Source organism: Acidithiobacillus sp. HP-2 (genome assembly GCF_015100155.1).
GTDB lineage: Bacteria > Pseudomonadota > Gammaproteobacteria > Acidithiobacillales > Acidithiobacillaceae > Acidithiobacillus.
Window position 1 is genome coordinate 1 of record NZ_JACKZA010000032.1, and the last position, 22,544, is coordinate 22,544.

Annotated in this window: 25 protein-coding genes and 2 pseudogenes; 25 read left to right on the top strand and 2 right to left on the bottom strand. The window is 55.3% G+C overall.

Annotated elements, in window-relative coordinates; translation table 11 throughout:
• From H7F11_RS15885 to H7F11_RS15890, 3 genes and pseudogenes are all read left to right on the top strand, one after another.
• Positions 1-264, top strand: a pseudogene (locus H7F11_RS15885) (IS256 family transposase); the annotation flags it as partial.
• Positions 265-267: 3 nt separating this feature from the next.
• A pseudogene (locus H7F11_RS17350) lies at positions 268-408 on the top strand (helix-turn-helix domain-containing protein); the annotation flags it as partial.
• A gap of 75 nt (positions 409-483) precedes the next feature.
• Positions 484-951, top strand: coding sequence for an AraC family transcriptional regulator (locus H7F11_RS15890; protein ID WP_227485585.1), 468 nt, complete (start codon positions 484-486; stop codon positions 949-951).
• A 131-nt stretch (positions 952-1,082) separates the two neighbouring features.
• On the opposite strand, the gene H7F11_RS15895 is transcribed toward H7F11_RS15890, so the two are convergent.
• On the bottom strand, positions 1,083-1,658 hold the full coding sequence (locus tag H7F11_RS15895; RefSeq protein WP_193651765.1) for a lytic transglycosylase domain-containing protein: 576 nt from the start codon (positions 1,656-1,658) through the stop codon (positions 1,083-1,085).
• A 326-nt stretch (positions 1,659-1,984) separates the two neighbouring features.
• On the opposite strand from H7F11_RS15895, the gene H7F11_RS15900 reads away from it, so the two are divergent.
• The 22 genes from H7F11_RS15900 (at position 1,985) to H7F11_RS16005 (ending at position 22,004) form a co-directional block, all read left to right on the top strand.
• On the top strand, positions 1,985-2,713 hold the full coding sequence (locus H7F11_RS15900; RefSeq protein WP_193651766.1) for a hypothetical protein: 729 nt from the start codon (positions 1,985-1,987) through the stop codon (positions 2,711-2,713).
• Between the two features lie 85 nt (positions 2,714-2,798).
• Positions 2,799-4,292: an ArdC family protein gene (locus H7F11_RS15905; RefSeq protein ID WP_193651767.1), complete on the top strand. Its 1,494-nt coding sequence runs from the start codon at positions 2,799-2,801 to the stop codon at positions 4,290-4,292.
• 45 nt (positions 4,293-4,337) lie between these two features.
• Positions 4,338-5,936, top strand: coding sequence for an LPD7 domain-containing protein (locus H7F11_RS15910; protein ID WP_193651768.1), 1,599 nt, complete (start codon positions 4,338-4,340; stop codon positions 5,934-5,936).
• 3 nt (positions 5,937-5,939) lie between these two features.
• Positions 5,940-7,952 (top strand): type IV secretory system conjugative DNA transfer family protein, encoded by a 2,013-nt coding sequence (locus H7F11_RS15915; protein WP_193651769.1) that lies wholly within the window; start codon positions 5,940-5,942, stop codon positions 7,950-7,952.
• The gene (locus H7F11_RS15920; protein WP_193651770.1) at positions 7,946-8,545 is read left to right on the top strand and encodes a S26 family signal peptidase; all 600 of its coding nucleotides are present in this window, start codon (positions 7,946-7,948) and stop codon (positions 8,543-8,545) included. Before H7F11_RS15915 ends, H7F11_RS15920 begins: the two co-directional genes overlap by 7 nt.
• Before the next feature lie 61 nt (positions 8,546-8,606).
• Positions 8,607-8,957: a hypothetical protein gene (locus H7F11_RS15925; RefSeq protein WP_193651771.1), complete on the top strand. Its 351-nt coding sequence runs from the start codon at positions 8,607-8,609 to the stop codon at positions 8,955-8,957.
• A gap of 3 nt (positions 8,958-8,960) precedes the next feature.
• On the top strand, positions 8,961-9,908 hold the full coding sequence (gene trbB / locus H7F11_RS15930) for a P-type conjugative transfer ATPase TrbB (RefSeq protein ID WP_227485583.1): 948 nt from the start codon (positions 8,961-8,963) through the stop codon (positions 9,906-9,908).
• 106 nt (positions 9,909-10,014) lie between these two features.
• Positions 10,015-10,311 carry a type II toxin-antitoxin system RelE/ParE family toxin gene (locus tag H7F11_RS15935; protein ID WP_193651772.1) on the top strand — a complete coding sequence of 99 codons (297 nt, stop codon included), beginning with the start codon at positions 10,015-10,017 and terminating at the stop codon, positions 10,309-10,311.
• Between the two features lie 5 nt (positions 10,312-10,316).
• Positions 10,317-10,628 (top strand): addiction module antidote protein, encoded by a 312-nt coding sequence (locus H7F11_RS15940; RefSeq protein WP_193651773.1) that lies wholly within the window; start codon positions 10,317-10,319, stop codon positions 10,626-10,628.
• 279 nt (positions 10,629-10,907) lie between these two features.
• Entirely contained in the window at positions 10,908-12,119 is a 1,212-nt protein-coding gene (locus H7F11_RS15945) for an AAA family ATPase (protein ID WP_227485584.1), read from the top strand.
• Positions 12,097-12,645, top strand: coding sequence for a hypothetical protein (locus H7F11_RS15950; protein WP_193651774.1), 549 nt, complete (start codon positions 12,097-12,099; stop codon positions 12,643-12,645). The genes H7F11_RS15945 and H7F11_RS15950 overlap by 23 nt, the downstream gene beginning before the upstream one ends.
• An 86-nt stretch (positions 12,646-12,731) precedes the next feature.
• The gene (locus tag H7F11_RS15955; RefSeq protein WP_193651775.1) at positions 12,732-13,085 is read left to right on the top strand and encodes a TrbC/VirB2 family protein; all 354 of its coding nucleotides are present in this window, start codon (positions 12,732-12,734) and stop codon (positions 13,083-13,085) included.
• Between the two features lie 76 nt (positions 13,086-13,161).
• Positions 13,162-13,461, top strand: coding sequence for a conjugal transfer protein TrbD (gene trbD, locus H7F11_RS15960; RefSeq protein WP_193651776.1), 300 nt, complete (start codon positions 13,162-13,164; stop codon positions 13,459-13,461).
• Between the two features lie 31 nt (positions 13,462-13,492).
• The gene (locus H7F11_RS15965; RefSeq protein WP_193651777.1) at positions 13,493-15,949 is read left to right on the top strand and encodes a transporter; all 2,457 of its coding nucleotides are present in this window, start codon (positions 13,493-13,495) and stop codon (positions 15,947-15,949) included.
• 60 nt (positions 15,950-16,009) lie between these two features.
• On the top strand, positions 16,010-16,735 hold the full coding sequence (gene trbJ, locus H7F11_RS15970) for a P-type conjugative transfer protein TrbJ (protein WP_193651778.1): 726 nt from the start codon (positions 16,010-16,012) through the stop codon (positions 16,733-16,735).
• 11 nt (positions 16,736-16,746) lie between these two features.
• Positions 16,747-17,007, top strand: coding sequence for an EexN family lipoprotein (locus H7F11_RS15975; protein ID WP_193651779.1), 261 nt, complete (start codon positions 16,747-16,749; stop codon positions 17,005-17,007).
• 18 nt (positions 17,008-17,025) lie between these two features.
• Positions 17,026-18,801 (top strand): P-type conjugative transfer protein TrbL, encoded by a 1,776-nt coding sequence (gene trbL, locus H7F11_RS15980; RefSeq protein WP_193651780.1) that lies wholly within the window; start codon positions 17,026-17,028, stop codon positions 18,799-18,801.
• A 3-nt stretch (positions 18,802-18,804) separates the two neighbouring features.
• Positions 18,805-19,050 carry a hypothetical protein gene (locus H7F11_RS15985; protein WP_193651781.1) on the top strand — a complete coding sequence of 82 codons (246 nt, stop codon included), beginning with the start codon at positions 18,805-18,807 and terminating at the stop codon, positions 19,048-19,050.
• Between the two features lie 82 nt (positions 19,051-19,132).
• Positions 19,133-19,903, top strand: a complete 771-nt coding sequence (locus H7F11_RS15990; protein ID WP_193651782.1) for a hypothetical protein — start codon at positions 19,133-19,135, stop codon at positions 19,901-19,903.
• Entirely contained in the window at positions 19,904-20,563 is a 660-nt protein-coding gene (locus tag H7F11_RS15995) for a VirB8/TrbF family protein (protein WP_193651783.1), read from the top strand.
• Positions 20,560-21,450, top strand: a complete 891-nt coding sequence (locus H7F11_RS16000; protein WP_193651784.1) for a TrbG/VirB9 family P-type conjugative transfer protein — start codon at positions 20,560-20,562, stop codon at positions 21,448-21,450. Before H7F11_RS15995 ends, H7F11_RS16000 begins: the two co-directional genes overlap by 4 nt.
• A gap of 8 nt (positions 21,451-21,458) precedes the next feature.
• The gene (locus H7F11_RS16005; RefSeq protein ID WP_193651785.1) at positions 21,459-22,004 is read left to right on the top strand and encodes a hypothetical protein; all 546 of its coding nucleotides are present in this window, start codon (positions 21,459-21,461) and stop codon (positions 22,002-22,004) included.
• A 108-nt stretch (positions 22,005-22,112) separates the two neighbouring features.
• Here the strand turns inward: H7F11_RS16005 and H7F11_RS16010 are convergent.
• On the bottom strand, positions 22,113-22,544 hold a 432-nt coding region (locus H7F11_RS16010; RefSeq protein WP_193658256.1), incomplete at its 5' end, for a transposase.

The following is a 22,544-nucleotide window of genomic DNA, read 5'->3' on the forward strand; positions in this document are numbered from 1 at the left end:
GCCGAACACTGGCGGCATATCCGGACCACCAATGCCATTGAGTCCACCTTCGCTACGGTACGCCACCGGACTACCCGGACGAAGAACTGTGTATCACGCAGCAGCTTTCTGGGATTGGGTTTCAAGATGCTGCAGCAGGCTGAAAAACGCTGGATTGGGATTTATGCTCCAGAGAAAGTCCTGCAGCTTTTTGCAGGGGTGAAATTTATCGATGGCATACCGGCTAACCTCACCCTGCCGGATGATCAACAGACCGCCGCCTGATCTATGTCAGAAAATACTCATACACCAGATTTGACTATAGCTCATCCCCATCGTCGGGTTATCGACATTGCCTTGGAGGCAGGTTTCGAAAATCCGGAATCGTTCTCACGTGCGTTCAAGAATTGCTTTGGACAGACGCCTTCTCAATTTCGCGACCAACCTGCGTGGCAGCCTTGGGCTGAGCGTATGCAACTACCCGGACGAAAGAGGAGTACTCCCATGGAAGTGAAAGTTGTCGATTTTTCCGAAGCAATGGTTGCCGTATTAGAGCACAAGGGTCCACCTGATTTAATTTTCGAGTCAGTTCAGATCTTCATCGAATGGCGTAAGAGCAGCGGTCTGTCGCCCGTCGCCACCAGCCGTACTTTTGGTCTCGCCTACAGCGACCCTGCTTCTACCGCTCCGGAGGAATTTCGCTTCGATATCTGCGGAGAAATCGGCACCCCCGTGCCGGATAACCCACAAGGCATCATCACAAAGCATATTCCAGCTGGCCGCTATGCCACGGTCTGTCATCAAGGATCCACCGATCGCATCAGCGACAGCGCCTATTATCTCTACCGAGAATGGCTGCCGGGGAGTGGTGAGGAATTGCGAGACTTTCCGCTCTTCTTTCACTATATCAAACGGATTCCTGACACCTCGGAACACGAACAAATAACCGATATCTACCTGCCCTTGAAATAGCGCCTGAAATTGCTCTTTGGGGAGTGTGTTTCAGGGAGTGATTGCTCAAACAGGAGCAGAATGGGCTATGGTGCGACATACACAATAAATTACGGATACCCAATTATTCAAAATAGCGATAGGATAGGCCATTACCATTTCGGCTGTATGGGACTGGCTGCTGGAGTCCATGAAATCCTGATTCGAACTGGCTCACCTGCCTCTGTTTCCTTTTTCCCATTCCCCTTGTAAACGACAGGTTCCACCGCCCAGGCAGCCAGTTTCCCTCCTGGAATGGATGGAACACTGACTCCAGCCTGATGGTAGACAATACGGGCATAGCGGGCATCACCAGATGGCTTCCCCGAGTTATAAACCTGCAGAGCACCTGGTAACTTTTTACCTGATGCTTTCCATGAATCAACCAGTATTTTCGAGGCCACCTGCAGATTGGTGCAGGGATCAAAGACGTTTTTATAATTTAATCTGTATGCGGCAAAATTTTCAGAATCAACCTGGGCGATTCCAGCGTCTACCTGATGCCCCGCTGCCAGCAAAAGATGCAGGATTCGTTCTGCATCGCGTCTGGTTTTTGGGAAATAACTGCGATTCGTTGTGTTGTCGTGAATGACCAGAGGATTCCCGCCAGACTCGGTCTGCACCACTGCAGCCATGGTGACAGGGGCAACCTGTAGAGCACATTCCTGCAACAGCTGAAGACCGATCATGTTCCTGCCTTAAACCTTTTCAGGAAAGTCTTTTTTACCGCAGAGGTGCATATAGACACCTTGGGCGATGGCCACGCGCTGATCGTGGCATTCCCACGTCCGGTTTTACTGTAAATCCTCACTCCCGCCTCGCCATGAATCACCCGATCCACATCCTCTATCGTTCGCATACCTTTCTCCAGATCAAGGATTTCCTGAAATCGTCCTGACAGGAAACTGACTGGCAAATACCACATTCCGTGCAGTGTTTCCCATCTTGCCGATAGGCCGTTAATGACCCCGAACAGGGTCAGACCGTGTACTGACGTACTGAAAGGAGATTCATCATGGCAAAAGCGAAGGGCAAAACCCAGATTCCAGAAGCGGAAAAAGCCGCAAGTCCGGCGCAGGAAAGCAAAGAAGCTGCACCCACTGACAAAACTTTCCATGAATACCCGGCAGCTCAGGGAACCATTAAGGATGAGCAGGGCACCTACCACAGCGCCCGACTTTGGGCACCCGCCCAGAAAGACGCACTGCGGGAAGAGGGCGGCCTCAAGGGTAAATTCGAGATCCAGAATCCCGAAACCGGAGTCAGGGAGAAATACGACTTTGAAATGAAACCGAAAGAACACAACGGCCAGAAGTATCTGTCTGGCGTGGTGAACCGTGGCGAAGGCAGGGATCCCCTGGTGGTACGGATGGTGGGCATTGATGGCCCCCATGGCCGCTTTGCCGCCTTACGGATGGCTGAAATGCACCGCGATGGGGAGCAGGCGCAGTTTCAGGATATTCGTGGACAGGGGGGTATTGTCCGCATGAACGAAGCCATGACGCACAAGTTCACCGAAAAGGAGGGCCAACTCTATGAAACAGGCCGATTCAGGGAAACTCTGGGTGTAGAACCATCAGCCCTCGCCCGTCTGGATCATCGGGATGCAGTGGAAGCGGTCATGGAACGCCAGGCTGCTCAGGACCTGGAACGGAATGAGGTGCTGGAACAGGAAACCGGACTGGAGGCACCGGACAGCGGACCAGACCTGGATGATGAGGAAGATCTGGGCATGGGTCGTTGACGGCGGGTAAACCCATCCGAAACGCAGTCCTGTCATTCTGCCCCGGCTTGTCCTGGCGAGGCGCATTTCCCCGATGAGGTGCAAGATGGCCGTAATTTCCAAGGCAGAAATGCTGGATTCTCTGCTGGAGTCAGCAGAAAAAATGATTGCTACCGGTGAAAAGCCGGTCTGGCAGAGACCCTGGGAACCCAGATATGGGGAATTTTCAGCGCCGCACAATCCCACTACGGGCAAGGCATACAGTTCGCTGAATACCATGATTCTGACCGTAGCAGCGCTGGAACATGGCTATGAGGATCCCCGCTGGATGGGATACAGCCAAGCCAAAGAGGCCGGTTATTCCGTTCGCAAGGGCGAAAAAGCAGGCGCACGCATCTATTCTCCCATTATCAAGACCGTCCGTGATGAAGAAAGTGGTCAGGATGTGACCCGGCCAGTAGGCTACCGGGCTACCCCCCTGTTCAATGCTGCACAGATTGAGGGGATTCCGCCTCTCAGGGTTGTTCCGGAAGCAGAACGACAGCCCAAAAGCCACGAACTGGATGCCATTGCCGCGCAGATGGGTGTAGTGATTGTCCACGCAACCCAGGCCCGCGCCTATTATCGGTCTGGTCTGGATCGCATCCATCTTCCCTTGCGGGAGCAGTTTCACGATCAGCACGGATATGATGCCACCAAAGCGCATGAACTCGCCCACGCCACAGGCCATGCTTCCCGGCTGGACCGGGACTCCCTGAAAACCTATGCAAAGCTGGAATCGCGCGCCGCCGAAGAAGTGACGGCTGAGATTGGTGCCTATCTGACATCCCTGCATCTGGGCATTCCGTATATGGGCGACAGTCCAGACATGACTGAGGAGCAGCATGCGGCCTATGTTGCGTCCTGGGGCAAAAATCTGACCCGGGATGAGCGGCGTCTGGCGGTTGATAATGGCCTGAAAGCCGCCGTGTATCTGGAGAAGCAGCTGGAACTTGCCAGACAACAGGGACTGCTGCAGGAGCAGGATATCGAAAAGAGTACCACTGTTCCTGGTCATGAAATCCCTGCCGCAGCCATGAGTGTCGATACTGAAAACACGCACCGTGGATTCCTTGCGGACGAACTGATGCTGAACATGCCGGTTTACCTGGATCGACCACTGGAAACTGGCATGGAAAAAACGCCTGCGCTGGTGGTGGGAATCAACCGTGCTGGCAATGTTCGCGTCCGCACCATTTTGACTCCAGAGCAGATATCCAGCAGGGATGATGGGATTGAAGTGTTTCGCATCACGGATGATGCGGACCCGGACAAAGTTCTGGAAGTCGGGAAGGAATATGCCCGTCATGAAAGCGAACTGACCGAACGCACCGAACCAGTAGATCGCCTGGATCGTTCGCCTTTGCTGAAAGCCCCTGTCCCGCCCGCACAGGCGGCAGAAACATCTATCGCTGGGCTCCGGCAGCTCTATGGGCTCGACTCAGACAGGGCGCAGGAAAGTGGGCGTGACACACTGGAAACAGCCCCGGAAATGATGAAATCCATGCAGTCATCATCAGAGCGGGAAAACACGGATGATGGTCTGGAAATCGGTTTCTGAAGGACTGGACTAATCACGGAATATTCATGAATACAGGAGGTTGACATGGCTACACCTGCGGAAGAACTTCACCAGGAAAATCCGGCCGAAGAATCCGGAATCAGCAAAGCGCAGAGAAAAGCACTGCTGGATGCATTCCGCCAGGAGCGGGATACGGTACTTGATGCGCATCTTCAGACAATGGACAAGTTGGGGTCCCAGCACCTGCAGCAGCGCAAGGATCTGACGAAATCACTGGAAGATCAGCGGGAAGCATGGGAAAAAGCAAATGAAAAACTGCCCGCCAAAGCCCGGGAGTCAGCCTGGGCCATGGAGGTGGTCAGGCAAAAGGAAATGCTGGGGAAGCAGCATCAGGCAGAACTGGAAACAGTGATCATCAATGCAAATATTCCAGCCTGGCAGGATTACCTGAAAGACAAATCCCGCAGTGGTGACGTCACCGCCCAGGCACTGCTTGCTGAAATTGTGGGCTTGCAGGCTAAAGGCCAGGGTGCGGGCCTGGAAGGTCCGGCGGAAGTAGCTCCAAAACCGCTGGTTCTGGAAGGCTTGACCAGCAAAATCGAAAAAGATGGCAGTGCCGTGCATTATCTGCGGCAAAATCAGGAAGTGTTTGCTGATCGGGGCAAGCGGATCGAGATGCTGGACAGTGGTGACCGTGAGATTGAAGCGGCCTTGCGGCTTGCCACTGCCAAGTTCCGGGAAGGTACACCGCTGTTGCTGACCGGGGATGATGAATTCAAGGAACGCGCAGCACACCTTGCAGGTGAACTGGGCATTCCCATTCGCAACCGGGATCTGCAGGAAATATGGCAGAAGGGCCAGGAGCAGGGCAAAACCGACAATCTCAAAGTCGAGTATCCTGACATCACACCCCGCAACGGAATTGTCGGCGATGTGATGCAATCCCCGGAGGTCTTGCCAGAGAAGGAGGTACAGCCAGATTATGGGGTCGTCCCTGCAGCTGAAAAGACGGCATCTGAGCCAGCGGCGCAAAACCTGACGAAAGAAGATGCACTTCCACTGCATTCCATGCGGTTCCCCGCCTCCGAAGAAGTCAGAAAACTGGCCGATCAGGGCGGGGTTCCGGTAGATGGGGAAGCAATCCTGATTCCTTCTGACCGTTACATGGCCGCACGGGCGGAACTGGCCCATGCCGATGCGGTAACCCGTCTCGATCTGTTGCAGGCAACGCTGGAGGGAGGGTTTTCGGCACTTGCGCCCGAGGGCCGGGCGAAACTGCTGTCCGCCGGACTTGCCGATGAGCGGGGTCAGCCCACGGCGAAAGGGATAGATATTCTGCTGGTCCAGGAACAACTGCTTCAGGAAGCGCGGGAACAGGTACCGGAAAACTTGCGCGGGCAGATGGCGTCCCCATTACAAAACCGCCAGAAAGAGGTGGAGGAGGAAAACCGGCAGCAGTCTCTGCGCACCCGGAACGTGGATGGGGAACTGGTGGCTGAGGATGAGCAGGCGCGTGACAGTGGCTCTCTGGAGCAGGAGGTGTTGGAAGGTGCCGAAATGGCGGCCAGTATGGCCATGGGAAATTCCATTGACTGGGCGGCTGATCTGGCTGTGGATGCCAGGCGAGCGCATGGGCCTGAACAGCAGCCTGATGATCTTCCCGACTGGGAAATAGAGCATTAAGCCATGGCTGCCGAATCTCTGGTTCATATCCCGCAATCCCAGAAAGACATCACGGGCATGGTCTGGCCAGCCCTGGGGATGATGGTCATTCTGACTTTCCTGGGCTTTCAGGCCTCTACGGAATACACCGCCTGGGCGCTGGGCTGGCCGGATGCGCTGGGTGCGCCGATCATGGGGCACTGGTATGCGCCCTGGATGTCCATTCTCTGGGGGATTGAGTACGATAATGTCAGCTATGGACCCAGAGTCCTGCATGTTTTTCTGGTGGGACACGTCATCATGCTGGTTTTCGGGATGTCGGCCATTCTGCTGCCGGCAATCTGGGCCTATCGGCGCACCCGCAAGGCGGCTCAGGAGCGGAATGATCTGCATGGATCGGCGCACTGGGCTACGGATGAAGAAGTCATTGCCCAGGGGCTGCTGCCGACAGAGGATAACAGGGGCGGCGTTTTTCTGGGTGCCCACACCATGAATGCCCCGCAACGATCCGTACGCCGGCAAATCCGTACAAAGCTGGTGGCACATCCCGATCAGCGCATTTTTTATCTGCGGCACAAGGGGCCGGAACATATCATGGTTTTTGCTCCGACCCGATCAGGCAAGGGGGTTGGCATTGTCATTCCGACCTTGCTGGGCTGGGATGAATCTGTACTGATTCATGATATCAAGGGAGAAAACTGGGCGCTGACGGCCGGCTTCAGGAAAGAACACCTGGGCCAGCGTTGCCTGAAGTTCTGCCCGACCGAACCGGATTCCGTGCGTTTCAACCCGCTGCAGGAAATTCGACTGGACGGAAACCTCATCAAGGATGTACAGAACATCGCCACGATGATCGTCGATCCGGATGGCAAGGGCCTCAATGACCACTGGGCCAAAACCGGCTTTGATCTGCTGACGGGGGTCATTCTTTATGTCCTGCTGTCTCCGGACCTGAAGCCCGGATCCGATGGCAAAAATCTGCGCTGCCTGCACACGGTCCAGTCCATATTGTCGGACGGGGGACCGGTTCGTGAAATTGCCGAGACCCAGGCGGAGCAGAAGGCTGCCCTGGCGCCCCGCGAGGCCAATGCCAGGGCCAAACCTGCGCCCAAAGGGTTTCAGGCGGTCATTGAATACATCAAGGATTACGCACTGGAGATTCTGCAACAGGAACAGGATGCCTACCGGGTCACGGGTTGGCGTGCAGTGGCGGAAGCATCGCAATCATTTCTGAACAAGGCGCCCAATGAAGCTTCAGGCGTTCTCTCGACAGCGCTGTCTTTCCTGTCCCTGTATCGTGACCCCATTGTTGCCGAGAACACACGGGTTTCTGATTTCAATATCCCGAGCCTGATGGGTGGTGAGGATATTGATGGCCGGAAAGTCGTCGAAAAGTCATCCCTCTATCTGGTGGTTCCGCCATCCGACAAGGATCGGCTGAAACCCTTGCTGCGTCTGATCCTGAACCAGGTGGTGCGGCGCCTTACAGAGGGCATGGATTTTGAGGAGGATGGACGGAGCCGGAGCCTTTATCCTCACCGGATGCTGCTCTTACTGGATGAGTTCCCGAGTCTGGGCAAGCTGGATGTGTTTCAGGAAGCACTGGCCTTCATTGCCGGCTATGGTCTCAAGGCGTTGCTGATCGTACAGGATCTGAGCCAGCTTTTTGCCGCTTACGGAAAGGATGAATCCATTATCAGCAACTGCCATGTCCGCGTTGCCTATGCGCCCAATAAAATCGAGACGGCAGAGCTGCTGTCAAAAATGGCGGGGCAGGCGACGGTCCGGCATAACCAGCGGCAATACTCGGGTGGGCGGTTCAGCCTGCTGCTGCACAACGTCAATACCAACGAACAGATAGTGCAGCGCCCCCTGCTGACCCCGGATGAATGCATGCGCCTGCCACCGGATGATGAGCTGATCTTTGTTGCCGGCCATGCACCAATTTATGGACAGAAGATCAAATATTATCTGGATGAAGGATTCAAGAGCCGACTCCTGAAAGCCCCGGATGTCAGTGGTGATCGAAAATGCTGACTACCCGGCTGCAGTTGCCCGGATGGATAACCATTCACCGTCCGGTCCGTTTTCGTGGGCTGCGCATTCCCGCTTTCGCGCTGGGATTCATTGTCGTGGGTTTTATGATTGCCTGGAGTGCAGGTTACCGGATAAACAGTACGCCTTCAGAACCGGTCGGCATCTGGCATCTGGTTCCGGTGACGTCACCCACGCAACCCGTCCGGGTTGGAGAATACATCAGCTTCTGCGCCCCAACCCCGGATTTTTCTTTCCTGGATCCCGGCAACTGTGATGATGGGGTTGCCCCATTCCTGAAGGAGGTGGTTGGGGTTCCGGGTGATCTGGTTGAAGAGACAGCGGCCGGGGTAAAAATTGATGGGCATCATTTGCCACAGAGCAAACCTCTGCTGAGGGCAGTCGGGTATCCGGTTGCTCTGCCCCTGTGGCGTGGCAAGATCCGGCTGAAACCTCACCAATACTGGGTTTATGGCAGTGGCTGGCCACGCCTGTCCTATGACTCGCGCTATTACGGTCCCGTATCCGGTTCCAGGATCAGGGCTATCGCCCGACCTGTTTGGATCTGGAAAGCGCACGTCTGGTTGCCGCTTTGAGTTTCCTCATGGGCCGATTATCGGGAATGATACTATCCACTGAGTTATTGAAGGAGAGAGCATGATGGACAACCAGGCAATTGAAAACCGCTACAGCGTAGGTGATTTTGCCATCCGTTATGTTGGTGAGAATCAGCAGCCCTCTGCAGACCTTGCCGAAGACACGATATATCTGTTCGAGCCCCGGGAGGGAGAGTTATATCGTGATCCATTGGGCGAACCCGTGATTTTTTATACGGAAGCCGAGGCGTTTGCCTGCCGGAATGCGTTTGGGCACGGTCTCGTGCTGTCCATGTGCGAGGGCAGCGATATCGGAGAAATGTTTGACATGCCGCAAGAGGACATCAGTCCCGAAGAACAGGCAAAAATTGATCAGTATCTGGCATCGGCTGATCCGATGCAGGCAGATTGAAACATGCCCGCCGCCATGGCAGCAAAACAGGAGCGCCTGGATCAGTTTCTGCTGCGCATTCTCGGAAAGGATATCCAGAGCTATCTGGAAGATCCACAGATTGTCGAGATTTTGCTGAATCCTGATGGGCAGGTCTGGGTGGACGTCCTGGGTGGAGAGATGGCTCCACGGTCCCGACTGGATGCGGGCCAGGCCCGTATGATCATTGATACGGTGGCTTCCATGCTGGGGACAATGATCAGTGTGGATTCTCCGATCATCAGCGGTGAGTTGCCTCTGGATGGCAGCCGCTTTGAGGGGCTCATCCCTCCAGTGGTTTCTGCACCTTCTTTTACTATCCGCAAAAAGGCCTTACTGGTTTTTACACTGGAAGATTATGTCCGCAAGGGCATTCTGAGTGAAAAGCAGTATGGGATGATTCATCGTGCGGTGGATTCCCGCCAGAACATTCTGGTCTGCGGTGGAACGGGGACTGGCAAGACGACTCTGGCCAATGCCATTCTTCATGCAGTCAGTGAAAGGACCCCTGAACACCGGATCGTGATTATTGAAGACACCAGAGAGCTGCAGTGTACGGCACCCAATGCGGTATTTCTACGAAGTTCTGACCGGATCGACATGACCCGGCTGCTGCGAAGTACCATGCGTCTGCGCCCCGACCGCATTGTGGTTGGAGAGGTTCGTGGCGCCGAAGCTCTGGCTCTGCTGAAGGCATGGAATACAGGGCATCCGGGAGGGGTGGGGACTGTGCATGCCAACAATGCACAAGCAGCCCTGATCCGGGTAGGTCAGTTGATCCAGGAGGCGAATGTACCGCCGGTACCACAATTGATTGCGGAAGCCGTCAATCTGGTCATCAGCATTCGCCGAACCGCGACAGGGCGCATTATTGATGAAATCCTGCAGGTGACCGGCTGGAAGGATGGTGCGTTCATTACACAACTGGTCTGAAAGTGGTCCGGTGATTCATCCAGCCTTGAGTGCCATCATCCGATTAGTGATGTTTGTATTAGCAGCTACAGTTGACATATGCCAGAATAGCAATTATAGTTGTCACATGATTGAGCTCATAAAAACCGACCTGTTCGACCGCTGGCTTGTCGGCATTCGTGATCGTCAGGCCCGTGCGAGGATTGAGGCGCGCATTCGACGCTTGAGCCTTGGCAACCCCGGCGACGTAAAGCCGGTAGGCGAAGGCTTGTCGGAAATGAGGATCGACTACGGCCCCGGCTATCGCGTCTATTTCATGCAGCGCGGACCCTTGGTGGTACTGCTGCTTTGTGGAGGCGACAAGAGCAGTCAGGAACGTGACATTGCCCTAGCCAAAACCATTGCAGCGCAGTGGAAGGAGTGACCAAGATGGAAGTCAAATTCAGCCGCTACGATACGGCGGACTATCTCAAAACCGAGGACGATATTGCGGCCTATCTCGATGCCGTGATGGAGGATGGCAACCCCGCACTGATCGCTGCGGCGCTTGGGGATGTAGCTCGCGCCCGCAACTTTAGCCAGCTTGCCCGCGACGTGGGAATGAGCCGCCAAGGGCTGGACAAGGCCCTTTCAGGCGATGGCAATCCGAGCCTCGCAACCGTGGTGAAAGTCGCTCAGGCGCTTGGCCTGCAGCTTGCCTTCAAACCGACCCATGGTGAACCCGCACCTGCCGCCCACTGATAGCTCGCGGGCTTTGCTATTCCCTACATTGACCAGGCCCGCCTGTTTAAAGAGAGGTCCCTGACGAACAAAACCGAATTTATTGCCGCCCTGGCCCGTCATGGGGAGATGTCCAAAGTGGATGCGGAAGTAGTTCTCGGCGTTTTCGGAATCAACTGTATGCTCTGCAAGAGCGGGTCTGTTTTAGCCGCGTCCAGGATGATTTTGATTATCGGTTGCGATGTTTCTTTCTATATATTGCAGGCATGATATGACATAATAAACGGGATTTCGTTGGTTATGCCCTTTTATGAGGCCAATATGCTGCATACCTACAGCTTTTCAAACTTTCAGTCATTTGCTCAGCAAACCACGGTTGATTTCCGTGTCACTAAAAAAGTCAGCGATTCAGACTGGATTTCTGAACGCCCAACCGGGAAACGTGTGAGCAAGGTGATGGCTGTTCTGGGTGCAAATGCAGCAGGCAAGACGGCACTGTTGAAGCCTGCGGCATTCCTTGGCTGGTTTATCGCCGAGTCATTTCAGAACCCTGCAGGCAACGACATCCCCATTGTTCCGCATTTTGCCTACGCTGATCAGCCTAGTGAATTTTCCTGCATTCTCGACTTTGATGGCAGACTCTGGCGTTATGAACTGGTCTGTACCCGGAAGAGGGTCTTGCGTGAGGCGCTATATCACCGGCCTGCCAGCAAATTTCGATATGTATTCGTCCGGGAATATGACGAGCAGGCTGAAGGGTATGCGGTACGCCAGCAGGATTTTGGTTTGCCTGATGAGGCCATCGTCAATTTGCGACCGGATGTATCCCTGATTTCCTGGGGTGCGCAATATGGGGTTCCCATGGCGCAAACCATGGCGCGTCCCATGGTTTTTTCCAACGTTTCGTACATGGGCCGGCTGCCGACTGGGGATGACCTGATCTCTTCAGTGGCAAGGTATTATCGGGACAATCCGCAACAAAGAGCGCAGATGGTAAGGTTACTTTCTTCCTGGGATCTTGGTCTTTCAGATGTTCAGATTCGTGATATTCCCATTACTGATCGGGATAATCCGGACAGGACGGATGTGCTTTCCATCCCCTACGGCCAGCATCTTTCCATAGCGGGCTCCCATGAGTTGCCTTTCCATATGGAGTCCAGTGGTACCAAGGGCGCTTTTATCCATCTGATGCGGATCCTGTCTGTCCTGGAACGTGGCGGCATCGCTGTTGTGGATGAACTGGAGGGTGATCTGCACCCGCACATGCTGGAACTCATCCTTGATCTTTTTGCCAATGCCGAGATGAATCCGTACGACGCTCAGCTGCTTTTTTCCTGCCATGCTCCGGAAGTGCTGAACATTCTGGACAAGTCGCAGGTTATTCTGGTTGAAAAAGACGATCAGTGCGAAAGCGCAGCGATTCGGCTGGACAAGGTGGAAGGCATTCGTGCCGATGAAAATCACTACGCAAAATACATGGCGGGAGCGTATGGCGCGATCCCCCAGGTCTGATCATTCCCGGAACCGTTGGAGCGTTCGCAAAACAATACTGATTGTTGTTGAGGGTGCGGATGAAGAAGGATTTCTGAAACACGTGCGATCCATTTTCGTTCCCAGAGATTGCGGGATCAGCGTGACAATCAGAAATGCAAAGGGGAAGGGTGCTGACCACGTTCTACGAAAAGCCCTGACTGAGAAGGCGCGCAGCAGCTATGACAAGGTTGCTGCAATGTATGATACAGATACAGAAAACCCGCGCAGCGTTTTGAAAAATAATGCACTCAACAAACGGATCATACTGTTGCGCTCCGAACCATGTCTGGAGGCAACCTTGATCAAACTGGTGGGCGAAGACCCATATGCAGTGAATACGGACTGGAAAACGCGTGTGGAAAGCTTGCTGAACGGATATCCGCCCCGTGATCACCGGGCAGACTGGTCAAAGGTCACCGCTGACATACTGCGAAATCAAAGATCACACCTGTCTGTGATCGATCACCTGCTAAACCTGCTGGACATTCATCCTCCGGTTCCATAGCCAGCAACCCCCACTTCCTTTCCCATTTTCCTGATAGTCGTTGACCAGCATCGTGGCTGGGTAGATCACGCATCGGGAGTTTCAACATGCAACAAATGGAATCTGTTTCTCGCATTCAGGCGCATGTGCGCCGCTGGCGACGCCGGATTGGCGGCGCGATTATTCTTACCATTGCCGGTGCTGGTCAGGCATTGGCCAGCACTTCTGGAGGTCTCCCCTGGGATGGGCCGGTGCAAACCCTGCAGAATGATCTGACAGGTCCTATCGCCACAGGCATTTCCGTCGTGGCACTGCTGGGTGCCGGCGCCGCGCTTGCTTTCGGGGGCGATGAGCTGGGTGGCGTAGCCAAAAAACTACTGTATCTGGTTCTGGCCATCGCCATTATTGTTCTTGGCAACAACTTCCTTTCAGCTCTTGGACTGTCCGGAGCACTGGTCTGAATTTCAGCAATGACACGGTCCGTGACTCTCTCGGACCGCGTTTCAACGAGCCGAATAAACAGGAACAGGTCTGCATATGGATGAAAACCGGCAGGAAGTAGACATTCACAGTTCTTTGAACCGCCCCCATCTGATTCTGGGCGGAGAGCGTAGCCTGGTGATGATGACCGGCATCATCGCGGCCGTATTTATTTTCAGCCTGCATCAGGTCTGGAGCGCCGTACTCGGGATTCTGCTCTGGTTTTTGGGGCAGTGGGCACTTGCCCAGGCCGCAAAACACGATCCGATACTGTCGCGGATAGGCATTCGCAGCCTGCGTTACCGCAGGTTTTACCCATCAGCCGCAACACCCTTTGGGCGTCTGCGCAAATACTGATAGCCGGTCTTTTTTGCAGACGAGGAACATCATGCTGAACCTGAAAGAATTTCGCAGTCGTGCCATGGGCCTGCCGGATCTGCTTCCCTGGGGATTTCTGGTGGACGACGGGATTGTTCTCACCAAGTCCGGAGGCTTTCTGGCAGGATGGAGTTATCTCGGCCCCGATCTGGATTCGGCCACTCAGGCCGAACTGGCAGCCATGGGAACACGGATAAACGCAGCCCTGTCACTGGGTGATGGTTGGGTGCTGAACTGCGATGCCGTTCGTGATCGTGCGCCGGGATACGCGCCAGAAGGGGCGTTCCCGGATCGCACCACCCAGCTCATCGATGCCGTTCGACGGCTTCGATACGATACGGAAACCCGTCACTATACGAGCCGTTATGTGCTGACCGTAACCTGGTTTCCGCCACCAGATGCTGCCGGCAAGGCCGCCATGCTTTTTGTCGAGGGCGGAGCGGACAAAACAGGAGCGGGTCAGAGGGCGCTGCAGAGTTTCAAGGACAGGCTGCTGGAAATTGAAGGCCGCTTGTCTTCATTCCTGAAAATACGGCGTCTGGCTGACAGGACCGATAACCAGGGGATTCTGGATAGCCCATTGCTGGGCTTTCTGGAATCCTGCGTCAGCTTTGATGCCCATCCCATCCGTTTTCCGGAGGATGAGCCACCGGCTTATCTGGATGCCCGTCTCGGTCGTCATGATTTTGTGACCGGTTTCCAGCCGCGTGTAGATCGCCAGCATATCATGGCCATTGCCGTGGACGGTTTCCCGTCGGTGAGTTTCCCCGGCATTCTGGATTTTCTGTCACGCATGCCCATTCGTTACCGGTGGTCGAACCGCTTCATTTATCTGGACCCGGTTCAGGCGGAAAAAATCATCAACAGCCATCGCTCGCGCTGGAGTCAGAAGCGCAAGAGCCTGATGAACATGGTCCGTGAAAATGGCGGCGGGCAGGCCACCCATATCAACGTGGATGCCGACAACATGACTACAGACGCCATTGCCGCCATTGGTGAGGCATCTTCGGGTGCGGTGCGCTTCGGTTACTACACGAGCGTCATCCTGCTGGCTCACGAGGATCTGGCTGTTCTGGAATCCCAGGCCAGAGATCTCAAGCGGGCCATAGAAAATCATGGATTTGGTGCCCGCATCGAAGATGTCAATGCCGTGGAAGCTTTTCTGGGCAGCATGCCCGGGGATACGAAAGCCAATGTCCGCCGTCCACTGGTTCATACCCTGAATCTCGCACACCTGTTGCCGTTCACCAGTGTCTGGGCCGGTCCGGACCAGAATCCGTGCCCGTTCTATCCCCCTGATTCCCCGCCACTGTTCTGGGCGAGTACGGATGGTTTCACGCCCTTCCGGGTGAGCCTGCATGCCGGTGATCTGGGACACACGGAAATTCTGGGACCAACGGGCGCTGGTAAATCGACGCTGCTGGCCCTTCTGGCTGCCCAGCATTTCCGGTATCCCCGTGCCCAGGTTTTTGCTTTCGACAAGAGCTATTCCATGTATCCACTGGTATCTGCAGCCGGTGGCGAACATTATGACATTGCGGGAGAGGGGGAAGAACTGACTTTCTGCCCGCTGCTGCAGGTAGACAAGGCTTCCGAGCGTGACTGGGCGGCAGAATGGATTGAGAGCCTTCTGGATCTGCAGGGATTGTCTGCAACCCCGGTCATCCGGGAAGAAATCAGCCGCGCACTGCAGCAGATGGGGGCCAATACCACGGCGGAAGAGCGGACCATGAGTCATTTTCTGACCATCATCCAGAACGTGGGTGGTGCGCCCATCAAGGAATCCCTGCGCTATTACACCCTCGGTGAGCCGGGTGGAAGTCTTCTGGATGCCAGCTCGGACAGTCTGGCCCAGGATGTCTTCCAGGTCTTTGAGATCGGGCACCTGATGAACAAGGGACCGAAAGTGCTGATGCCGGTCCTGACCTATCTGTTTCACCGGCTGGAACAGCGTTTCCGTGGACAGCCGACCCTGCTGATTCTGGATGAGGCCTGGGTCATGTTTGGGCATGAAACCTTCAAGGCCAAAATCCGGGAATGGCTCAAGGTGCTGCGTAAAGCCAATGTGGCGGTCATTTTTGCCACTCAGTCGCTTTCTGATCTGCAGAAATCCGGAATTGCCGATGTGGTCCATGAATCCTGCCCTACCAAGATCCTGTTGCCCAACGCTGAAGCCATGACGGAGAACAGTCGCCCATTTTACCAGGCGATGGGGCTTAATGACCGGCAGATACAGATTCTGGCTACCGCCACACCAAAGCGGCAGTACTACATGATGCATCCGGACGGGAGGCGGCTCTTTGAGCTGGGTCTGTGTCTGGAAGAACTGGCGTTCCTGGGAGCATCAGATCCGGAGACCATCAACCGTATCAGGGAGATGATCCATGATCATGGCGAGGCCTGGCCCGCCTGGTGGTTACGAGAACGCGGGCTGCCAGAAGCGGCATCCGTCTGGGAATCGTACTGAGTTTCCCGTCCTGCCGATAAGATCATCATCCGTTTGTGACGTCACCCGAAGGAGAGACCCATGCGCATCCGTTTTTCAGTCCTTGCCCTGACCGTATTGACTGTCACTGCCAGTGCTCCGGCACTGGCGGGAGGAGTCATCGCCAGTGAGTACCCCTTGTCTTCGCTGCCTGAGCAGATTGTTGAGGAAATCACCTCTGTTTCCAAGCTCGCAAAGCAGGCTCAGCAGCTTGAGGAGCAGATACAGTCTGTTGAAAACCAGGCACAGAATATGGTCAGCCTGCCCATGAATCTGTACCAGTCCCTGACCAGTCCGATTGGCAAGCTGATCAGTGTGGTGAACCAGGCTCAGGGGCTGTCTTATGCTGCCCAGAACATTCCGGCGGAATTCCAGGCGGAATATGGTCAGGGTGTCAGTTCGCTGATGCCCAACGGTTATTCGGTATCATTGGCGCAATGGTCACAGGATGAACAGAATCAGGTCCAGAATGTCCTGCAGGATTACCATATGACGGAGAGCAACTTTGCCAGCACACAGGCTACCCTTCAGCAGCTGGAAAGTGCCGGGCAGTCGGCCAGCGGCCGCAAGGCGGTACTGGATGCGGCCAACCAGATTGCAGGACTGCAGGTGGAACAGATACAGAGCCTGCAATCGACCATCATGCAGGGCAACAGCGCCATGCTGAAATATATACAGAACAGAAATATTGAAACCAACCAGAAACAGCAGAGTATCAAAGGCTGGCTCAATGGAGCCGGCAATGATGCTGACCAGGACCTCATGTAAGGAGAAAACAGATGCGTAAACGCTGGATACTGATACCCATAATATTGTCTCTGTCGGCCTGCTCGCACCCCAATCAGGGGCCATACCCCGGCAAAACGACTGACTGGTATAAAGCGCACGAGCCTCAGGCTGAAGAACAGGCCAAATGGTGCCTGAAAACGGGCACAAAATCTGCGAGCTGCAAGCTGGTGATGGGTCCAGTGGCCCATTATTTTGCGCAACATTCTTTCCTGGGTGGCGCCGGGAAAGATGCCGACCAGAACCTGATGTAATCTCCGCAAGGAATCACCATGCGACTTCGCTCGTTAACCATCTGGTATCCCATCGTTTTGGGGGTTCTGGTTTTCTGCTGGACCCCGGACGCCCTCGCCGGAGTACTCGGATATATCAAATCCGACATTTCCGGCAACTCGGGCAGCTGGATGTCACGCATGGAAACGGCCGCCAGGCATCTGTTTTTTGCCCTGGCAGGACTGGAGTTCGTCTGGTGGGGCATCACCCGACTGGCCAAAGGCGGAGAGGTGGGTGATGTCCTTGTGGGAGTCATGATGAAAGTCATCACCCTGGGATTTTTCTACACTTTCATGACAGAGGCTCCCCAATGGGTGCCGGACATCGTTCACAGCTTTATGGATCTGGGACAACAGGCCGGCGGCACAACAGCCACCACACCATCCCAGATTTTCAATCTGGGTGTGGAGGACGCGGGGAACATCATCAACAGTCTTTCCAAGCTCGCACCATCCTTCTGGAAGGATGTGACGGACCCGGGTGGTGCCGCAGCCAGCTATACACTATCGGCCATCATCATCGGCCTGTGTGCCCTCACGATGGTTCTGGCTTTTGCCCTAATTGCCCTGCAGCTGCTGATTACCACAATCGAGATGTATATCGTGGTAGGCGGTGGCATTGTCCTGACTGGCATGTTTGGCAGTCGCTGGACCCTGCCCATCGCCGAGAAGTATATCGGTTATGCGGTGCAGGTCGGCATCAAGCTCATGGTGATTTATCTGATTGTGGGGCTGGGATCGGAAGTATCCGGCCAGCTGATGACCGCGTTCTATGCACAGATGAAAGCTGGAGATACGGTCACACCTTTCCTGAACGTGGGCTTTGGTGCCCTGATTTTTGGGGTCATTGGTTATATGGCTCCCGGCTTTGCGGGTTCACTGATGTCCGGTTCTCCCTCCATGTCCATGAGCAATGTAATGCCTGCAGCTGCTGCAGTTGGTGGTGTGGCTGCCGCACCCTTCATGGCAGCGGGCGGCGCAGCATTGGGAGCTGCGGCGATGGTGGCCAACAGAACCCTTAAGGCTGCATCCGGGTCGGGGAATGCCATCAGTGGTGGCTCTGGAGGGCTTTCGGGACTGGTGGGTGGAGTTGGCAGTGGCGGTGGTGTGAGTGCCGCACTCAAGGGTCTCGGTGGTCAGGCGACCGGGGCAGGAATGAAAGCTGCCGGTGCCGGTATGCAGGCTGGAGGTGCGGGAATGCGGGCAGCAGGCAAAGGTATATCCGCAGCAGCGGGTGCGGCCGGTGCCGGAATTCGCGGGGCCTCTGCGGCTGCCAATGCGATTCCGGTAGCTGGACAGGCGATTGCAGCAGCCGGACAGGCAGCCGGCGCGGGTGTGGAAATGGCCGGCAAGGCCGCCGGCAAAGGAATGAATATCGCTGGTCAGGGGATACAGAAAGCCGGTCAAATGACCCGGAAGGGCGGAGAAATCACCCAGAAGGCTGCTGACAATGCCCTGAAGCAGTCCAACGTAACCGGCCAGCGATCTGGATCAAATGGTACGGGGTTTGCCGGATCATCTGTTCCCGGTGGTCAGAATGCGGCATCGCCCAAAGGCACTACAGACAGCCTCGGTGGTGGACAATCCATCCCGTCTTCTGGATCAAGTACACAAAAAACCGGGGGAGAGCGGCAGAAACAGCTGGGTGATCCCCTGCTCAGAGCTGGCAAGGCGCTCGGCAAAAAAGCGGGCAATGCCCTCGATCCCCGCCGGATGCCTGGTGACGGGCATCATGGGGGTGGTATTTCCATCCGCCTGCGGCATCACGAAGAGTAGCCCATGGCTCTGTTTCGTCCCGCCTGGTTTGAAGATTTGCGATATTCAATGCGTGCCGCCGTCTTTCTGGGGCTCGTCCATGATCGTCTGGCCTTTGGGGGTGCGCTGGTCCGGATCGGACTGGCAATTCTGCTGGTATATGCCTGGATGCGGGATAGTGCATGGATCTGGGCAGGAACGGTTGCAATGACTGTTTTCTCATTTGTCATCATGGCGATCCTGTTGCGGCACCGGAATCCCGCAACATAAGCATACGATTTCCCCTCTTCAACTATTTCTTTTCCTCCTTCTCCGATAACGATCAGTCAATCATTTCGCAGAAGAGGTTCTCATGTTCATGTTTATTGAGCCGTCGGGCGTCTGGCCTGTGGAGCAGGTGGCTACGGTTCCCACATCGGCAGGATCGTTCACGGCAGACCCCGATATGGCGGCGAGCGGAGGACAGGGCCTGCTTGCCGGCCCTGTCGCTCCAATACTGCAACATCTGGCGAAACAGTGGGGCTGGTCCTATCAGCAGACAGGTCAGGCGTTTGGCATGCCACGCATTGCAGTGATGGCAGATGCCCATATGGCACGACTGGCCGCAGCCATGAACGCACAGATGCGCGGAACGGCAGAAGTGCTGATGAACCCCCGGACGAAAACCATTGTCCTGCACTTTGGACCCTCTGTCGGCTCCGTCCAGAAAAACATTTCCGTGTTGGCACCACGAAAGGCGGACAGTTCCCTCCATAAAGTGGCGCCCGACTGCACCTTGCCAGGATCATTACCTGCAGTGCAGACGGGTGACAGAAAAACCCTGTCTTCCACCAGCCTGCCCAGGATTCAGTTGAGTCCGGTGGTGTTGCGTTCGGTTCTGCAGACAATCACATCGGCCACGGGGCATGGCGCCCTAATATCCACCGATGTTTCTGCCGATCATTCTTCTGGTTATTTCCCCTTGAATACCCCTGCTTCCGCCCTGCTGTTCCTGCACATCCTTCGTCGTCATGAAGGACTAATGGTGACCACGAATCCCCGCACGGGAGTCGTCAAGATTTCACACCAACGGGAACAGCATCCCGGGATGTTGCCCGAAGCTGATACAAAGGAGGTATTCTGAATGAGCGATGAACAGAATCCCTATCTGAAGGCCCGTCGTGAGTGGGACGAGCGTTATGGTGATCAGGTTACCCGCGCCCACAACTGGCGGAAGGCAGCATTTTCGGCTTTCGGAGTGGCCGCCCTGGCCGTGTTGGGCATTGCCTATATTGGTGCCCAGTCAAAAATCCAGCCCTATGTGGTGAGTATCGATTCCATGGGCAATCCCATTGCCATTGCCCAGCCCAGTACGGGTGGTGCCGTAAGTGAGCGGATAGTCGAAGCCCAGGTGGCCAACTGGGTCTGGGAGTGGCGCAGTTTTCTTCCGGACCCCAAGGTCCAGAAGCAGATGTCCCAGCGGGTGTATGCGCTGATCGGGACCGATGTGGCGGCCGAACTCAACCCCTGGTACGAGAAAGCTTGGGTAAAAAATGCCGGAAAGACCGTCGAAGTGCATATATCCAGTGTGCTGCCGGTAGCCAAAAACACGTACCAGGTGAACTGGGTCGAGACCCATTACCAGAACGGACAATCTCTGGGCCAGAGCTACTGGAAAGCCAACGTGATCGTGGGCTTTGACAAAAAGCTTACTGCCAGCCCGCAGGTTCTGATCACCAATCCCCTGGGTCTGTATATCAAATCCCTGACCTGGACTGCCGTATCCGAAGGAGTTGCCCAATGAAGAGAATGCTGATTGCCGCTGCCATGACCCTGGCCAGTACGGGGGCTTATGCCGAAAACAGCGCCGCGCTGTATCACGAAATTTCACATTCCACCCATCTGGTGACGTCACCAGGAGCCCAAAATGCCGAACAGCAGGCATCCGCACTGTGGGCCAAAACCGGGCAGGCTCCCACCATTGCGGGAACCAATGGGGAACTGATGTATGCCTATGGGCAAAGCCATCCTGAAATTCTCTGCGCGCCCCTGCATGTGTGCATGATCAGACTGCTGCCAGGCGATACGGGTACGGTAACCCTGTCCATCGGAGACAGTGTGGACTGGCGTGCCAAAGCCATTCCTGCTGGCGACACCTCAGTAATTGTAATCAAACCGGTGCGCTCTGGCCTGCACACGAATCTGGTCGTATCAGTTCCCAAAACCGGACATGTTTACTATCTCAGTATGGTATCGGACAAGGCTCGTTATGTGCCTGCCATCGGGTTCTATGATCCTGCCGCAATGGTCCAGAGCTTTCATATCGAAGACCAGCAGGCACAGCAGAAGGCCAGGAAGCAGTCCCAGAATCAGATAGCGGTTCTGGGCAATGTAAATCCTGCGGACCTGGACTTTGCTTACTGGTGGGAAGGCCCTAAAGCACTGCGTCCAATCCGAGTGTTTTCCGGAGAGGGGCATGTGTACATCCAGATGCCGGCTGATCTGCGTTACCGCAATGCTCCGGCACTGTTTGTCATCGAAAACGGCAAGGAACAGCTCACCAATTATCAGCTCAAGGGCCAATATTTTGTGGTGGATCAGCTCTTCAACAAAGCGCGACTGCTTCTGGGCGTGGGGGATCACAAACAGGTCGTGACCATCCATGCGGGCCATAAGCCCTCTTTCTGGTGAGGTGATTCATGGCGGAAAATGACAAACCGACAGTACCGGATATTACGGGTGGCGGCGCCGGCGGCAAATCTGCGCCCCTCATCAGGCCTGCGCCGGCCCATGGGGGCAAGCGCCTCAGCCAGAAGGGCAAAGCCATTGTACTTGTGGGGGGTGGATCGCTGGTGGCCCTGACCGTAGTCGGGATCATGCAGGCCAGCCATCATCCAGCATCAGGTTCCTCTGCGGGGTCCCCCCCACCCCAGATCGGGATCAGCCAGCCGCCTTCTCCTCCACCTCCCATGACGCTGGCCCGGAATGGAAATGCGTCTGGTGATCTCCAGCAGAATGGCGCAACGGCCAGTACTGCCAGCGGTCATTCTGCCCAGCTTGGCCCTGCCAGTCTCCATAAAAAACTGACGCCTGTCGAGAAATATCAGGAATGGCTCGTCAATTATCATTACAAAATGCTGGAAGCACGGGTTCAGGATCAGACGACGGCAAAAAGCTCAAAACTCACTACGGGAAGCGGGACAGGCGAAACGCTTGGTACGTCACTAGCAGCCCGTCGGTTTTAACTTCGGACTACTGCCAGATTTCGCCCCGAATTTTTTGAAATCGCTCATTTTGAGTCTTTTTCGGTCATTATTGCCCTGTTTTTTGCGGTTTATCTGCATTTTCCTGCCCTACAGGCGCAATACGGCCATGCGTTTTATGTTCCACGCCAGGCAGACCAGACTCCATTCTCCCTGAACCTGACGCAGGCCGCGCAAGGAGAACTGCCGGAATCCCATCACGGATTTGATAATCCCGAAGACCGGTTCTACCGTTTGTTTGCGCAGACGATAAACGCTTCGGCCTGCCTGCGTCTTCAGACGATGTATCATCGCCTGCATGCGGGTTGCATTTTCAGGGAGGGCTTCCGGTTCTGTATGCCGTTGCCGCCAGTCGGGATGGTGTTCTTCTCGGGCCACGGCAATGAATGGGGTAATCCCCAGCGCTTCGCAGGCCTCCACATTCTTTTCGCTGCAGTAACCCGTATCGGACACCAGCGCTTCTATGGGCCCCAGTTGCGCTGTTTGTGCCTGGAGGGTTTCCAACATGGGGATGACCTGTTC

Coding starts and splice junctions, on each gene's coding strand:
- trbD (WP_193651776.1), top strand. CDS start 13,162: ATGGATGAAAACCGGCAGGAAGTAGACATTCACAGTTCTTTGAACCGC.
- H7F11_RS15940 (WP_193651773.1), top strand. CDS start 10,317: ATGGAAGTCAAATTCAGCCGCTACGATACGGCGGACTATCTCAAAACC.
- H7F11_RS15890 (WP_227485585.1), top strand. CDS start 484: ATGGAAGTGAAAGTTGTCGATTTTTCCGAAGCAATGGTTGCCGTATTA.
- H7F11_RS15900 (WP_193651766.1), top strand. CDS start 1,985: ATGGCAAAAGCGAAGGGCAAAACCCAGATTCCAGAAGCGGAAAAAGCC.
- H7F11_RS15935 (WP_193651772.1), top strand. CDS start 10,015: ATGATTGAGCTCATAAAAACCGACCTGTTCGACCGCTGGCTTGTCGGC.
- H7F11_RS15995 (WP_193651783.1), top strand. CDS start 19,904: ATGAGCGATGAACAGAATCCCTATCTGAAGGCCCGTCGTGAGTGGGAC.
- H7F11_RS16000 (WP_193651784.1), top strand. CDS start 20,560: ATGAAGAGAATGCTGATTGCCGCTGCCATGACCCTGGCCAGTACGGGG.
- H7F11_RS15895 (WP_193651765.1), bottom strand. CDS start 1,658: ATGATCGGTCTTCAGCTGTTGCAGGAATGTGCTCTACAGGTTGCCCCT.
- H7F11_RS15950 (WP_193651774.1), top strand. CDS start 12,097: ATGGCGCGATCCCCCAGGTCTGATCATTCCCGGAACCGTTGGAGCGTT.
- H7F11_RS15905 (WP_193651767.1), top strand. CDS start 2,799: ATGGCCGTAATTTCCAAGGCAGAAATGCTGGATTCTCTGCTGGAGTCA.
- H7F11_RS15915 (WP_193651769.1), top strand. CDS start 5,940: ATGGCTGCCGAATCTCTGGTTCATATCCCGCAATCCCAGAAAGACATC.
- trbJ (WP_193651778.1), top strand. CDS start 16,010: ATGCGCATCCGTTTTTCAGTCCTTGCCCTGACCGTATTGACTGTCACT.
- H7F11_RS15945 (WP_227485584.1), top strand. CDS start 10,908: ATGCCCTTTTATGAGGCCAATATGCTGCATACCTACAGCTTTTCAAAC.
- trbB (WP_227485583.1), top strand. CDS start 8,961: ATGCCCGCCGCCATGGCAGCAAAACAGGAGCGCCTGGATCAGTTTCTG.
- H7F11_RS15925 (WP_193651771.1), top strand. CDS start 8,607: ATGATGGACAACCAGGCAATTGAAAACCGCTACAGCGTAGGTGATTTT.
- H7F11_RS15985 (WP_193651781.1), top strand. CDS start 18,805: ATGGCTCTGTTTCGTCCCGCCTGGTTTGAAGATTTGCGATATTCAATG.
- trbL (WP_193651780.1), top strand. CDS start 17,026: ATGCGACTTCGCTCGTTAACCATCTGGTATCCCATCGTTTTGGGGGTT.
- H7F11_RS15910 (WP_193651768.1), top strand. CDS start 4,338: ATGGCTACACCTGCGGAAGAACTTCACCAGGAAAATCCGGCCGAAGAA.
- H7F11_RS15990 (WP_193651782.1), top strand. CDS start 19,133: ATGTTCATGTTTATTGAGCCGTCGGGCGTCTGGCCTGTGGAGCAGGTG.
- H7F11_RS15965 (WP_193651777.1), top strand. CDS start 13,493: ATGCTGAACCTGAAAGAATTTCGCAGTCGTGCCATGGGCCTGCCGGAT.
- H7F11_RS16005 (WP_193651785.1), top strand. CDS start 21,459: ATGGCGGAAAATGACAAACCGACAGTACCGGATATTACGGGTGGCGGC.
- H7F11_RS15955 (WP_193651775.1), top strand. CDS start 12,732: ATGCAACAAATGGAATCTGTTTCTCGCATTCAGGCGCATGTGCGCCGC.
- H7F11_RS15975 (WP_193651779.1), top strand. CDS start 16,747: ATGCGTAAACGCTGGATACTGATACCCATAATATTGTCTCTGTCGGCC.
- H7F11_RS15920 (WP_193651770.1), top strand. CDS start 7,946: ATGCTGACTACCCGGCTGCAGTTGCCCGGATGGATAACCATTCACCGT.